Here is a 12337-nt window from a genome sequence, read left to right on the forward strand (position 1 = left end):
GCGAAACTATTCCGCGATTCCCTCACCGCTGCAAGGGATTTAACGTTAACAGGGAGTTAACGCGGACACCGTCATTGTGTCCTCCAGCCCGAATCTCTGATTACAAACCGACAGTTAGGCAGAATCTCTTCATTGCAACCATTTCCCACCGCATTCAGATTTGCACATGAAAAAGAGCCTTTCGCTCAACGCAATACAGTGTTCGTCGGGAGCTTCACCCCCGACTCGGTAGAATCACAGGATGCAAGTTGCGCATTAGCACGCGTCGATTTCGTATATCCATGGGACCTATACGACCGGTTCGGGCGGTCATCGAAGCCTGAGATTTGCGGCTTTTAAGCTGGTTAAACAACTTCGCTCCGTTCTGCGCGCCCTTCGGCCGCGGAACCATTTTTTACAAAACTATTCTACCTTGATCTGTATCGGGCTGGCTCACTCTTTTGCTGTTTGCTTTAGAGCGTTCTCGATCGTTCTGGCTCATATCCGCAGGCCCTGAAGTAGTTTGCGAATCGTCTGACATGAGCACGTCAACGATGCGAAAACTACTTCAGGGCGGCACGATAGACCCGGAGCTACGCTAGGTACAAAAGGCTTGTAAAATTGCTCAACCGATAGCGAGTCCTCTATCCAGGCCATCAATCGCGACATCCCCACAACTATCGCAGAGGTGATGTCGCCGCCACCGACCTACCATTTTGTGTCAGCTAAAAATCAATGTTTTTCATTTCCGATCACAGCTCGTAGGCTCTCAAACACCCCAGGAGCAAACTGGAACTGCCGTGCCGTTCCACGCCCCATTGAATTCTTGCCGAGAGTTTCGAGAAGGATGCCTCGCTGAACAAGAAGGTCCACAGTTTCAATCACGCCGCCGCGCGTCATACCCGTAATTTCTATTATGTTTGATAACGTTAGCTTTTCGTGAGCCTGGTGCATCATATACAAAATGTTCATCATCCCGATCTGTTTGATGCGGGACTGTGCCGACTCACCTTCAATCGGCTTCTCCAGGATTTCACGCACTGCGAAGACAGATAACGCTTGGCTTTGCCATCGGTCACTCAAATTACTTGCCATCGATTTAACTATCTATTATTTGCATAGTATGTGGATTGAGGCGAGTCGCATGTCAATTCCACCTGACATTGGAGAAACCAGAGGGTAGGGGGCATGAAGAGCCTTTTCTTTCGAACAATTATAGCCACGTTAGGGTTCGCCTCACTCTATACTATTTCGGAACGAAGTGCTCGTGCCGACGACTGGGGCTGCCAGGTTATCCTGTGCTTATCCAATCCGGGCGGCCCGACGCAATATGGCGAATGCAGGCCGCCGATCGAGAAGCTCTGGAGTTGGTTGGCGAAAGGGCGTTCGTTTCCGACCTGCACGGGCGTCGGCTTTCAAAGTTCGCGTCCGCGCTACGAACCCTACTACTGCAATGCCGGTTACCGTCTGTCTGCTGGCTATGGCCCACGCGGGAGCGACGCGACGTGCATTTCGACGTCGCTGCAGGCCGTGAGCGATACATTCTGCCAGCGAGATCGAGACGGCAGCGGTTCGAGCAACGGCTCAGTGATGTCGCCACGCTGGCAAAGGGAAAACGGTCGCTATCAGTGCATGGCGTATACCGTCGCCCGGCCCTTAGTGCGCGAGAAACCTCGATACATCGATGTGACGATCGACGGGGTCGGTAAGCAGAGGGTGTGGTTCTGAATATGCCCATTGCGTTCCTGGACCTTGCGCAGACCTGCGCGCCCTTCGTTGCATCGGAGACCCTTGCGGGCGTCGTCAGCCTCGAAAGCCGGTTCGCTCCGTTCAACATCCGGATCAACAGCGGCGCGCCCCTTAAGCGGCAGCCCGCCACGAAGGCCGAGGCAATCGAAATCGCCACATCGTCGGCGGGTGAACGCTACGACATCCAGATAGGTCTCGGCGGGATCGGACTGGAAGAACTGCAGAGACTGAACCTCTCGATATCCGACGCTTTCGATCCGTGCCTCAATCTGCGGGCCACAGCGACGCTGCTCGACGGCTACTATCGCCTCGCGGTGAAGGCAGGAGCCCACCCCGCCAGGGCCGAGCAGGTCATGCTGCAATCCTATTACGGACGTGACGATCCATCCGTCGGGGCCATGGTCAGCTACGACGACCAGGTTCGCCGCGAAATCAAACGCCTCGGCCCGACTATGGCCCGATTGACGATCGGCGACACGGGGGAGGGGAGGAGGACCGACGTTCCCGCCGAACTTTCTCAGGCAGACGTCGTCGCCGAGGTGGTGGTGGAAAACTCAACGGAAAAAACGGTTGCGCTCTCCGCGCCGCCAGCATGGGACGTGTTCAAGTCCCGGCGCCGTTCATCCGTCCTGGTGTTTCAGGGCAATCAATTGGAGCAGAGTGAATGACATTGAATTCCCGTATCCGACCCATTGTCGCTTCGTCTGTGATGGCCGCTACGATCGTGGTTATGATGGTCGAGCCGGCCTTCGCGCAGGCCGCTGGCATCGAATCCGTGCTGCAGAACATAGTCACAATGCTGACTGGCAACATTGCCAAGCTTCTGGCGGTCATCGCAGTGATCGTCATCTGCATTGCCTGGATGTTTGGCTATATGGACCTGAGGCGGGCGGGCTTCTGGATCATCGGCATCGGCGGCATCTTCGGCGCCACCGAGCTCGTCAACACCATCGTTGGAAGCTGAAGATGGCAAGCGAACGGGCGGCCCTCGAAGAAGACACGCTCTTCATCGCGTGCACAAGGCCGGCGATGATCGCTGGCGTGACCATGGAGGCGATGGGCTTCAACATCATGCTCACAACGATCCTTTACATCGTTGCCGGATCGATCGCCTATGCGGTTGTCGGCGTCGTGTTTCACCTCATCTTCCGCGCCCTTGTAAAGCACGATCACAACATGTTCCGCATCTTGCTAGTCTGGGTCGAGACGCGCGGCCGGACGCGGAACAGTGCCTATTGGGGTGGAGCGACGCTCTCTCCACTTCGGCTGGCCCGCCGCTTTGACGAAAGGGATATTGGATTTGCCTAGTAACGCCACTCTCAGATCCCGCGAGCTCGCACCAGAGGCTTTCATTCCCTATGTGCGGCACATCGACGAGACGACCATCGCGCTCGAATCTCGCACTCTGGTGGTCATGGTTGCGCTCGAAGGCGTGTCGTTCGAAACCGCGGATGTGCTCGACCTCAACGCCCTCCATCGCGATCTCAACACGCTTTACCGAAATATCGCCGATGAGCGGCTTGCCCTCTGGACGCACCTGATCCGCCGCAGGGACAGCGACTATCCGGATGGAACATTTGCAACGCCATTCTCCGCAGCGCTCAATGAGAAGTACCGTGAGCGCATGGTGCGCGAAGACCTGTTCCGCAATGATCTCTATCTGACCGTCCTTTGGTCGCCGGCCCGCGACCCGGCTGACAAGGCTACGAAGCTGCTGTCGCGCCTTCGCCGCGCCTATCGCACTGGCGTGGAACTCGATGAGGGAGCCCTAAAACAGCTTCAGGACAAGGTCGTCGATGTGGTCGCCGGTTTGAAGCGTTTCGAGCCACGTGTTTTGTCTCTGTACGATCAGGACGGCATGCTCTTCTCCGAGCCGAGCGAGGTGCTGCACCAGATCGTTGGCGGCAGGCGCGAGCGAGTTCCGCTGACCGAAGGCCGCATCGCTTCGGCGATCTACTCGGATCGCGTCATCATCGGTCGCGAGACGATTGAAATTCGGCATGAGGCCGAAAGCCGCTTTGCCGGCATACTGAGCTTCAAGGAATACCCGGCTCGCACCAGGACCGGCATGCTGGACGGCGTTCTGACCAGTCCGTTTGAACTCATTCTTTCCCAATCCTTCTGCTTTGCGTCGAAGGCGGACGCCCGCGTCATCATGGGGCGAAAGCAAAACCAGCTGGTCAGCAGCGGCGACAAGGCGGCCTCGCAGATCGACGAACTTGACGATGCGATGGACGATCTGGAGTCCAACCGGTTCGTGATCGGCGAGCATCACCTGACGCTGTCCGTCTTCGCGGCTACAGTGAAAGACCTGACGGACAATCTCGCGAAGGCTCGCGCCAGCCTGACCAATGGAGGCGCCGTCGTTGCGCGAGAGGACCTCGGCCTCGAAGCAGCCTGGTGGGCGCAGCTGCCGGGCAATTTCCGCTACCGGGCGCGATCTGGCGCAATCACCTCAAGGAATTTCGCGGCTCTGTCACCGTTCCACTCCTATCCGATCGGCCAGAAGGGCGGCAACGAATGGGGACCTGCTGTCGCTCTGCTTAAGACCGCCTCCGGGTCACCCTACTACTTCAACCTCCACTACGGTGATCTCGGAAACACCTTCATGTGCGGTCCGTCCGGCGCCGGTAAGACCGTGATCGTCAATTTTATGCTGTCTCAGTTGGAAAAACATGATCCTCATGTGGTGTTCTTCGACAAGGATCGCGGCGCGGACCTCTATGTTCGCGCCGCCGGCGGCACCTACCTGCCGCTGAAAAATGGTGTCCCCACCGGCTGCGCTCCCCTGAGGGCCCTCGACCTGACGCCGGAAAACAAAGTCTTCCTGGCACGCTGGGTCGGCAAGCTTGTCGGATCCGGCTCGCGGGAACTCTCGGTCACTGAGCTTCGCGATATTTCCGGCGCTATCGATGGCCTCGCCGACCTGCCCGTGGACCGACGGACCATCGGCGCACTGCGGACCTTTCTAAACAATACGGACCCGGAAGGGATCGCCGCCAGGCTCCGACGGTGGGAGAGGGGAGGGCCGCTCGGCTGGGTTTTCGACAACGTCATCGAAGATATCGGCTTTGGCGATTTTGGCGGCTCCGGCAAATTCATCGGCTACGACATGACCGACTTCCTCGACAACGAGGAAATCCGCACACCGCTGATGGCGTATCTGTTCCACCGCGTCGAGCAGTTGATCGATGGCCGTCGGATCATCATCGTCATCGACGAATTCTGGAAAGCGCTGCAGGACGAGGGCTTCCGCGATCTTGCGCAGAACAAGCTGAAGACGATCCGCAAGCAAAATGGCTTGATGCTGTTTGCCACGCAGAGCCCACGCGACGCGTTGATCTCGCCGATCGCGCACACCATCATCGAGCAATGCCCAACGCAGATCTTTCTGCCCAACTCGCGCGGAAACCATGCCGATTATGTCGACGGGTTCAAGCTCACGGAGCGCGAGTACGAACTGATTGCGCGCGAACTTTCCGTCGAGAGCCGGCGGTTCGTGTTGAAGCAGGGGCACAACAGCGTCGTTGCCGAACTCGACCTCAATGGCTTCGATGACGAGCTCGCCATCCTTTCCGGCCGGACCGCCAATGTCGAACTTCTCGACGCGATCCGCGCGGAGGTCGGGAATGACGTCAAGGATTGGCTTCCCGTTTTCCAACAGCGAAGGAGTGCAAGCTGATGGTTTTCTATCGACTTTATAGCGCGGTGCTCGCGACAGTGCTTATCCTTTCCGCCGATGGTGCTGCAGGGCAGGGGATTCCGGTCATCGACCAGTCGGCTATCGCCAAGCAGATCGAGAGCATCGCGCAGCTCAAGTCCCAGCTCGACGCGCTCAATCAGCAAATCGAGCAGGCGCAGCAGCTCTATGGCTCGCTCAACAAGCTGACCGATATGGCGGATGTCGCCAGCGTTCTCAATGATCCGGCGATCCGCAAGGCGCTTCCGTCCGACTTCGCCGCCATTGAGGGCCTGCTTAAAGGCAATGGCACCGGTGTGTTCGGTGATTCCGCATCAAAGTTCTTGGAAGATAACTCGACCTACCGCACAGACGCCGACGATTTCTATGCAAAAGAGCTGTCGCGTCTTCAGAATCAAAATGCGGGCCAAATGAGCCTCGGCCAGCAGATCTATGATGTCGCGACCAAGCGCATCGATGGAATCGACCAGCTACGTGAGAAAATCTCCACCGCAGGAGATGCCAAGGAGATCGCCGATTTGCAGGCACGCCTGCAGGCTGAACAGGCATTCCTCCAGACCGACGTACTGCGGATGGAGGGGTTGAGGATGGTGCAGCAAGCGCAGACCGAGGTCGATGAACAGCGCAAGGCCGAGGATTGGCGCCAACGCATGGATGCAATGAAGGCGGCACTGAAATGAGGCCGCTCGCGATGGTCGCGACGCTCCTTCTGCTGACCGCTTGCTCGCAGGAATCCGAGCGGACTTACACCGTCGATGACTTCATCGCCGACGAAGCGCTGCTGAGCCGTACCATTTCTGATTGCCGTGACAATCCGGGCGAGCTGCAGAACACGATCAGTTGCCGGAACGCGGAAGCGGCCGATGGCAAGCTCCGCCTCCAGAACATGCGCAAAGCGCTGGGAGGTTGATCCAATGTACCAGGTGTTCGAATTCATCGATGGACAGTTCAAGCGACCGCTGGAGACGTTCGTCTCTGATGGAACGTCGAACATCGCCGAATGGGTCACCGGTCCGTTGACGGCAGCCGTCACGCTTTATGTGGTCCTCTATGGCTATCTGGTCCTGCGTGGCTCCGTGCAGGAACCCATCCTCGACTTCGCCTTTCGCGCCATAAAGCTTGCAATCATCGTCATGCTGGTCAAGAACGCCGGCGAATATCAAACATATGTCACGAACATCTTCTTCGATGTGTTGCCGCGCGAGATCGCGCAGGCGTTGAATTCGGGTGCTGCGCCAAGCGCCAGCTCCTTCGACAGCCTGCTCGACAAAGGCCAGGCATCTGCGACCGATATCTGGTCACGAGCCTCCTGGCCGGTCGACATCGTCACCGGCGCCGGTGGCATGATGGTGATCGGCGTCAGCTTTCTCGTCGCGGGGATCGGCTACGTCGTCTCCCTCTATGCGCGGTTGGCGCTGGCAATAGTGTTGGCGATCGGGCCGATCTTCATTGCGCTCGCCATGTTCCAGTCGACGCGGCGTTTTACCGAGTCCTGGATCGGGCAGCTCGCGAATTTCGTCATCCTGCAGGTGCTCGTCGTTGCCGTCGGTTCCCTGCTGATCTCCTGCATCGATTCGACCTTCACTGCGATCGATAGCTACAGCGACGTGCTGATGCGTCCAATCGCGCTCTGCGCCATCGGGATCGCCGCTCTCTATGTTTTCTACCAGCTACCGGGCATCGCTTCGGCCCTGGCCTCTGGCGGTGCGTCGCTGGCTTATGGCTATGGCGCCGCACGCGATGCGCATGAAGGCATGCTGGCTCGGGGAACATCGTACACCGGCCGGATGATTGGTCGCGGGGCTCGCTTTGCTGGCCGCGCGTTCGGATCGAGAAATGCCGGCGCATGACATGCAATTCAGAACAATAAGAAAAGGCCTGCCCGCATGATTAAGCCTGCCCTGTTGCTCGTCCTCGCCGCCACGCTTGGCGGCTGCGCGTCACTGACCTACCCTTTACCGAAATGCGACGGCTATTCACGCCGCCCCTTGAACCGCTCGATGTGGGAATGGGAGGGCGACAGCAAGCTCAAACAGCAGCAATCCAACGCAAGTTCCTCCATGTCCGTGACGCCCTTTGCCGAAGAGAGCGGAGAGCCTGCAGCCTTCGCGCATCTGGACATCGACGGTTCCTATCGCCGCTGTGAGGGATGAGACATGGTGACGACAGATAATCTCAGGAGTTACTTCGACAAGGCACGTCGATTCGACCAGGATCGAATGATGCAGATAGAACGTTCGAACCGGATTGCCTGGTCGATCGCCATCGCGTCCGGCATCGTCGCCAGCGTTTCGGTCTTTGCGGTCGCGGGTCTCACTCCTCTCAAGACGGTGGAACCCTTTGTGGTGCGCGTCGACAATTCGACGGGTATTGTCGATGTCGTTTCGGCATTGACGTCGACGGCCGGCACCTACGACGAGGCCGTAACAAAATACTTCGCTGCCAAATATGTGCGCGCCCGCGAGGGTTATGTTTGGAGCGAGGCACAAGAAAACTTTCGCACCATCGCGCTCTTATCGACCCAACCGGAGCAGACACGGTTTGCAGGCGTGTATCGAGGCAGCAACCCGGAATCGCCTCAGAACATCTATGGCCGTGGCGCCACCGCGAGGATCGACATCGCGTCGATCTCTCTGATCAATCAAAATGTCGTCTCTGTGCGTTACATGCGCACCATCACACGAGGTGAGGAAGTTCGAACGACTCATTGGGTTGCGACCCTGACCTTCTCGTATGTCAACGCCCCAATGTCGTCGACAGACCGGCTCGTGAACCCACTCGGTTTTGTCGTCAGCGAATATCGTGCAGATCCGGAGGAGGTGAGATGAAGCGCATCGCATCAATCGTCGCACTCGTCGTTTCAACTTCCATGTCTTCGGCGCTGGCGCTGGAGATTCCCCGAGGCGCTACGCAGGACAGTCGTGTCCGATTTGTGAACTACCAACCCTTCAATATCACCAGGATCGTCGGCACCTTGCGGTCCTCCGTGCAGATCGAGTTCGCGGCAGACGAGGAAATCGCCCATGTGGCGCTTGGCAACAGCGTTGCCTGGGAAGTCGCGCCGGCCGGCAACATCCTGTTCTTGAAGCCACGCGAAAACCAGCCGGTAACAAACATATCTGTGGTGACGACGCGCCGGGATGGCTCCACGCGCAGCTACCAGATGGAATTGACAGTGCGAGACGGCACTGTCGAAGCCGGTCAGAACACCTATTTCTACGTGAAGTTCAGATACCCCGGAGATGAAGCTGAGCTTCGCCGGCAGCAGGCAGCGTCTAGGGCTCTCGCCGCTCAAGCGAAGGACGCCGACAATGTGCTGGCCCTCCACGAAGCGTATGGTCCTCGGAACTGGCGCTATTCGGCTCAGGGCTCCCAGCCACTGGAGCCTCAAAGCGTCTATGACAATGGCAAGATCACGACGTTCGCCTTCGTCGGCAATCAGGAAATGCCTGCGATCTATATGGAAAATTCAGACGGGTCGGAAAGCCTTGTTCCGAAGTCCGTCGATGGCAATCTCGTCATGGTGCACGCAATCAGCCGCAAGTTCATCCTGCGTCGGGGCAAGGATGTGCTCTGCGTCTTCAACGAGGCCTACGACCGTGTCGGCATCAATCCCGATACGAACACGACGTCTCCCTCGGTAGAGCGCATCGTGAAAAGCGACGTCAACGCGCAATAGGGAGCGACATCCATGACTCAAGAAGACGAAACTCGCATTCCCGGGGAGCGTGCGGAAACGATCACCGGTCGCCGGATCGACAACAACCCTCTTTTGAAACGTGGCGCGGTAGCGATTGCGATCGTCGCGTTCGTTGGCTTCGCCCTGTGGTCGACAACGGGCAAGAAGGCAAAGGATGAGAATGTTCAGCCCGAGCGCGTGGTTATTCGCCAGACAAATCCGTTTGAGGCGGCGAAGGAAAAGGCTGAGCCGGCGCAGGTGGTACCTGAAGTGAAGTTGCCGACCCCTGTCGTCGAACCAGTCGCGGAGGAGAGCGATAAACTCCTCGACTCTGCCCGCCGCGCGCCCGTGATGGCCTTCAGCAGTGGGCAGGAAAACGCGAAAGATCGAAGAGAGACTGATAATCCGGACACTTCAAACAATGGGAATTTCGTGCCGCTCGACAACAACATGATGGCCCAGAACCAGCAGAGCAGCGACCAACAGCGTTTCGACGGTCTGCTGCGGCCGACACGACTTGAAGGCTCGCGCGCCGGTACACTTGGAAACCGCGACTTCATCGTCGCGATGGGGGCGTCGATACCCTGCGTACTCGAAACAGCATTGGCTTCCGACCAGCCAGGTTTCGCCAGTTGCGTGATCAACCGCGATGTCCTTTCGGACAACGGTCGGGTCGTGTTGATGGAAAAGGGCACACAGGTTGTCGGAGAATATCGCGGCGGGCTCCAACGCGGACAAAAGCGTCTTTTCGTTCTCTGGAATCGAGTAAAGACGCCGAAGGGCGTTATCGTGACGCTAGCATCACCGGCAACCGATGCACTTGGTCGCGCCGGCGTCGCTGGTTATGTCGATACCCATTGGTGGGAACGGTTCGGCAGCGCCCTTCTTCTTTCCATCGTCGGTGATGCGACAAGCTATGCCAGCAGTCGTTTGCAGGATAGTGATGTCGATGCGCAGAACACCACGAGCGCCGGTCAACAGGCAGCTGCTATCGCAGTTGAACAGTCCATCAACATTCCGCCGACGTTAAATAAGCATCAGGGTGAACTGGTTTCGATCTTTGTCGCTCGCGATCTCGATTTTTCAGGAATCTATCGTCTGCGGGTGACAGAGCCGAGGAACCGTATTTTTGATCGAGCAGTGCTGGGCGATTTCTCGCCACAGTCGACGCTCGTAACGAAGTAGGATAGGTAATGTCGGAGGGGCAGGACTCGGCTGTTGTAAGCGAACTCTTGAAGCCGTTTTCGGCATACCTCCAAGACCCGTCCCTCTATGAAGTGATTGTGAATCGGCCCGGGCAGGTGCTGACAGAAGGTCCCGGCGGTTGGCGGACCTATGACGCGCCGGAACTGACCTTCGAAAAGCTCATGCGCCTTTCCCGGGCCGTCGCCAGTTTTTCCCATCAGTCGATCGATGAAACACGTCCTATTTTGTCGGCGACGCTTCCGGGCGACGAACGGATTCAGATTGTGATCCCGCCGGCGACGATGAAAGGCACCGTCAGCATCACAATTCGAAAGCCTTCGTCGGTCGATTTCAGCCTTGACGATCTGGAGGAAAAAGGGTTTTTTGCAAAAACGCGTGCTACGAATGTGGACCGGCCCTTAGAGGATGAGGAATTGAACGAAAGCTATCGCGCTGGGCGTTTCAAGGATTTCTTGCGGCAGGCAGTCATTGCACGAAAGAATATCATAATCTCTGGCGCCACAGGTTCGGCTAAGACAACGCTTTCCAAGGCTCTCATCAAGCACATCCCACAAAACGAGCGCGTCATCTCAATCGAAGATACCCCTGAACTCGTCATCTGCCAACCCAACCACGTTCGCCTATTTTACTCGAAGGGAGGGCAGGGGCTTTCGCGCGCAGGCCCAAACGAACTTCTGGAGTCTTGTCTTCGTATGCGGCCAGATCGTATCTTGCTTCAGGAGCTCCGCGACGGGACGGCCTTCTATTTCATCCGCAATGTCAACTCGGGTCATCCGGGGTCTATAACGACCGTTCACGCGAATTCGGCAGAACTTGCTTTCGAGCAATTAGCTCTGCTGATTAAAGAGTCTGAGGGAGGGATGGGCCTTACACGGCAAGATTCTCTGGCGTTGCTCAAATCGGGAATCGATGTTGTCGCGCATTGTAAACGAGAAGATAGGACGTTTAGACTAATGGAGGTATATTTCAGGGTTGAACTTGGCTTTTGAGATCAAGGAAGGCTATCAACACTCGACGGCCTGACTTCGATTGGCAAGCTTCCTGAGTGGGTTAAAATTTGCAGCATATCCTTCTCACGCCTAAATCATCAAATGCGCCGAGATTAGTCTGTGCTGATAAAGTTATACCTTTGTCTTATTTATTGAACACTGCAGGCGATAATTCGACGGCGTATAGCCGACCAGTTGATGAAACTGTGTGGAAAAATGAAACGCCGAGTGAAACCCCAGAAGTCCGGCGATTTCCTTGATCGATTTATCGGTATTCATCAAAAGGTCGCTCGCACGCTGGATCCGCACCGTCATCTGGTATTGCTTTGCGGACATTCCGGTCTGTTCGCGAAACAGCCGCCGGAAATACGGATAGCTGACGCCAAGCTCTTCGGCGAGCTGTTCGACGGAAAGAGGTTGCCCGCACCGCTCCATCAGGATCATCCGAGCACGGTCAACGAGTCTGCCGGACGTGTTTCGCGTGATATCGGTGGGACGGCATAACAGCGCCAGCAATTGAAGACCAAGGGTGGAAATCAGCGGTTGGTTGCGCAGGGAATCGTCCTTCGCCAGCGAATGAATGGACGCAAACACATCCGAAATTTCCGAGCTGCTGGCGTGAACTGGTTGCTCCGGCTGCAACAGACCGGCATCGCGGGCAAAGTCGAAAGCGCTGCCGCGACACTCGATCCAGTGTTCGGTCCATCCGGTCTGTCGATCCGGGGCAAAACGGTGCCAGACGCCCGGAAACAGCAGGAACACGGAGCCTTCTGAAATCGTCACCTGCCGACGCTCCGTTCCAAATTCCAGCCTGCCACTGCCGGAGCTTATCTGTACGACCTGATAGGCATTGAGAATACGGCCACGCGACCAGCTGAAATGGTGATCGTTGGGGTGGCGGCTTGGTGGATAATCGGAATGCGGTGCAATTTCCGTATAGCCGGTCGAGACCGCTGTGCAGCCCCATGCCGCGCAGAGGCGATTGTCAGGCATATAGACGAAGTAGCTATGCATTGCTCCACTCAATTTTAAGAT

Annotated in this window: 15 protein-coding genes; 13 read left to right on the plus strand and 2 right to left on the minus strand. The window is 57.1% G+C overall.

Going from position 1 to position 12337, the window contains the following annotated elements; translation table 11 throughout:
- Positions 1-711 precede the first annotated feature (711 nt).
- Positions 712-1074, minus strand: coding sequence for a MarR family transcriptional regulator (locus tag L901_RS06545; protein ID WP_059754683.1), 363 nt, complete (start codon positions 1072-1074; stop codon positions 712-714).
- A gap of 93 nt (positions 1075-1167) precedes the next feature.
- Between L901_RS06545 and L901_RS06550 the strand changes: the two genes are divergently transcribed.
- The 13 genes from L901_RS06550 to virB11 are packed head-to-tail and all read left to right on the plus strand — an operon-like array spanning position 1168 to position 11302.
- Positions 1168-1707 carry a hypothetical protein gene (locus L901_RS06550; protein ID WP_059754687.1) on the plus strand — a complete coding sequence of 180 codons (540 nt, stop codon included), beginning with the start codon at positions 1168-1170 and terminating at the stop codon, positions 1705-1707.
- Positions 1708-1709: 2 nt separating this feature from the next.
- Positions 1710-2396: a lytic transglycosylase domain-containing protein gene (locus L901_RS06555; RefSeq protein ID WP_059754689.1), complete on the plus strand. Its 687-nt coding sequence runs from the start codon at positions 1710-1712 to the stop codon at positions 2394-2396.
- Positions 2393-2692, plus strand: coding sequence for a TrbC/VirB2 family protein (locus L901_RS06560; protein WP_059754692.1), 300 nt, complete (start codon positions 2393-2395; stop codon positions 2690-2692). Before L901_RS06555 ends, L901_RS06560 begins: the two co-directional genes overlap by 4 nt.
- A gap of 2 nt (positions 2693-2694) precedes the next feature.
- Positions 2695-3036, plus strand: a complete 342-nt coding sequence (locus L901_RS06565) for a type IV secretion system protein VirB3 (protein ID WP_059754695.1) — start codon at positions 2695-2697, stop codon at positions 3034-3036.
- Positions 3029-5410: a VirB4 family type IV secretion/conjugal transfer ATPase gene (locus tag L901_RS06570; RefSeq protein WP_059755039.1), complete on the plus strand. Its 2382-nt coding sequence runs from the start codon at positions 3029-3031 to the stop codon at positions 5408-5410. Before L901_RS06565 ends, L901_RS06570 begins: the two co-directional genes overlap by 8 nt.
- The gene (gene virB5, locus L901_RS06575) at positions 5410-6108 is read left to right on the plus strand and encodes a P-type DNA transfer protein VirB5 (protein ID WP_059754698.1); all 699 of its coding nucleotides are present in this window, start codon (positions 5410-5412) and stop codon (positions 6106-6108) included. The genes L901_RS06570 and virB5 overlap by 1 nt, the downstream gene beginning before the upstream one ends.
- Positions 6105-6338, plus strand: a complete 234-nt coding sequence (locus L901_RS06580; protein WP_020810111.1) for an EexN family lipoprotein — start codon at positions 6105-6107, stop codon at positions 6336-6338. The genes virB5 and L901_RS06580 overlap by 4 nt, the downstream gene beginning before the upstream one ends.
- Before the next feature lie 4 nt (positions 6339-6342).
- Complete coding sequence (locus L901_RS06585) at positions 6343-7278, plus strand: type IV secretion system protein (protein ID WP_059754701.1); 936 nt, start codon at positions 6343-6345, stop codon at positions 7276-7278.
- Between the two features lie 36 nt (positions 7279-7314).
- Positions 7315-7581 carry a hypothetical protein gene (locus L901_RS06590; protein WP_059754703.1) on the plus strand — a complete coding sequence of 89 codons (267 nt, stop codon included), beginning with the start codon at positions 7315-7317 and terminating at the stop codon, positions 7579-7581.
- 3 nt (positions 7582-7584) lie between these two features.
- Positions 7585-8256, plus strand: a complete 672-nt coding sequence (locus L901_RS06595) for a virB8 family protein (RefSeq protein ID WP_020810108.1) — start codon at positions 7585-7587, stop codon at positions 8254-8256.
- Positions 8253-9107, plus strand: coding sequence for a P-type conjugative transfer protein VirB9 (gene virB9 / locus L901_RS06600; RefSeq protein WP_020810107.1), 855 nt, complete (start codon positions 8253-8255; stop codon positions 9105-9107). The genes L901_RS06595 and virB9 overlap by 4 nt, the downstream gene beginning before the upstream one ends.
- Before the next feature lie 12 nt (positions 9108-9119).
- A complete protein-coding gene (gene virB10, locus L901_RS06605; RefSeq protein ID WP_059754706.1) occupies positions 9120-10292 on the plus strand; it encodes a type IV secretion system protein VirB10 in 1173 nt (390 codons plus the stop codon).
- Between the two features lie 8 nt (positions 10293-10300).
- Complete coding sequence (gene virB11 / locus L901_RS06610; RefSeq protein WP_059754708.1) at positions 10301-11302, plus strand: P-type DNA transfer ATPase VirB11; 1002 nt, start codon at positions 10301-10303, stop codon at positions 11300-11302.
- A 132-nt stretch (positions 11303-11434) separates the two neighbouring features.
- Here the strand turns inward: virB11 and L901_RS06615 are convergent, their stop codons facing one another.
- Positions 11435-12316: an AraC family transcriptional regulator gene (locus L901_RS06615; RefSeq protein WP_059754711.1), complete on the minus strand. Its 882-nt coding sequence runs from the start codon at positions 12314-12316 to the stop codon at positions 11435-11437.
- Between the last annotated feature and the right edge of the window lie 21 nt (positions 12317-12337).

This window comes from Agrobacterium sp. D14 (genome assembly GCF_001526505.1).
Lineage (GTDB): Bacteria > Pseudomonadota > Alphaproteobacteria > Rhizobiales > Rhizobiaceae > Agrobacterium > Agrobacterium leguminum.

Excerpts from the sequence above, each read along its gene's own strand:
- virB11 (WP_059754708.1), top strand. The coding sequence starts at position 10,301 with ATGTCGGAGGGGCAGGACTCGGCTGTTGTAAGCGAACTCTTGAAGCCG.
- L901_RS06550 (WP_059754687.1), top strand. The coding sequence starts at position 1,168 with ATGAAGAGCCTTTTCTTTCGAACAATTATAGCCACGTTAGGGTTCGCC.
- virB10 (WP_059754706.1), top strand. The coding sequence starts at position 9,120 with ATGACTCAAGAAGACGAAACTCGCATTCCCGGGGAGCGTGCGGAAACG.
- L901_RS06590 (WP_059754703.1), top strand. The coding sequence starts at position 7,315 with ATGATTAAGCCTGCCCTGTTGCTCGTCCTCGCCGCCACGCTTGGCGGC.
- L901_RS06545 (WP_059754683.1), bottom strand. The coding sequence starts at position 1,074 with ATGGCAAGTAATTTGAGTGACCGATGGCAAAGCCAAGCGTTATCTGTC.
- L901_RS06615 (WP_059754711.1), bottom strand. The coding sequence starts at position 12,316 with ATGCATAGCTACTTCGTCTATATGCCTGACAATCGCCTCTGCGCGGCA.
- L901_RS06565 (WP_059754695.1), top strand. The coding sequence starts at position 2,695 with ATGGCAAGCGAACGGGCGGCCCTCGAAGAAGACACGCTCTTCATCGCG.
- L901_RS06580 (WP_020810111.1), top strand. The coding sequence starts at position 6,105 with ATGAGGCCGCTCGCGATGGTCGCGACGCTCCTTCTGCTGACCGCTTGC.
- L901_RS06595 (WP_020810108.1), top strand. The coding sequence starts at position 7,585 with ATGGTGACGACAGATAATCTCAGGAGTTACTTCGACAAGGCACGTCGA.
- L901_RS06555 (WP_059754689.1), top strand. The coding sequence starts at position 1,710 with ATGCCCATTGCGTTCCTGGACCTTGCGCAGACCTGCGCGCCCTTCGTT.
- L901_RS06585 (WP_059754701.1), top strand. The coding sequence starts at position 6,343 with ATGTACCAGGTGTTCGAATTCATCGATGGACAGTTCAAGCGACCGCTG.
- L901_RS06560 (WP_059754692.1), top strand. The coding sequence starts at position 2,393 with ATGACATTGAATTCCCGTATCCGACCCATTGTCGCTTCGTCTGTGATG.
- virB5 (WP_059754698.1), top strand. The coding sequence starts at position 5,410 with ATGGTTTTCTATCGACTTTATAGCGCGGTGCTCGCGACAGTGCTTATC.
- virB9 (WP_020810107.1), top strand. The coding sequence starts at position 8,253 with ATGAAGCGCATCGCATCAATCGTCGCACTCGTCGTTTCAACTTCCATG.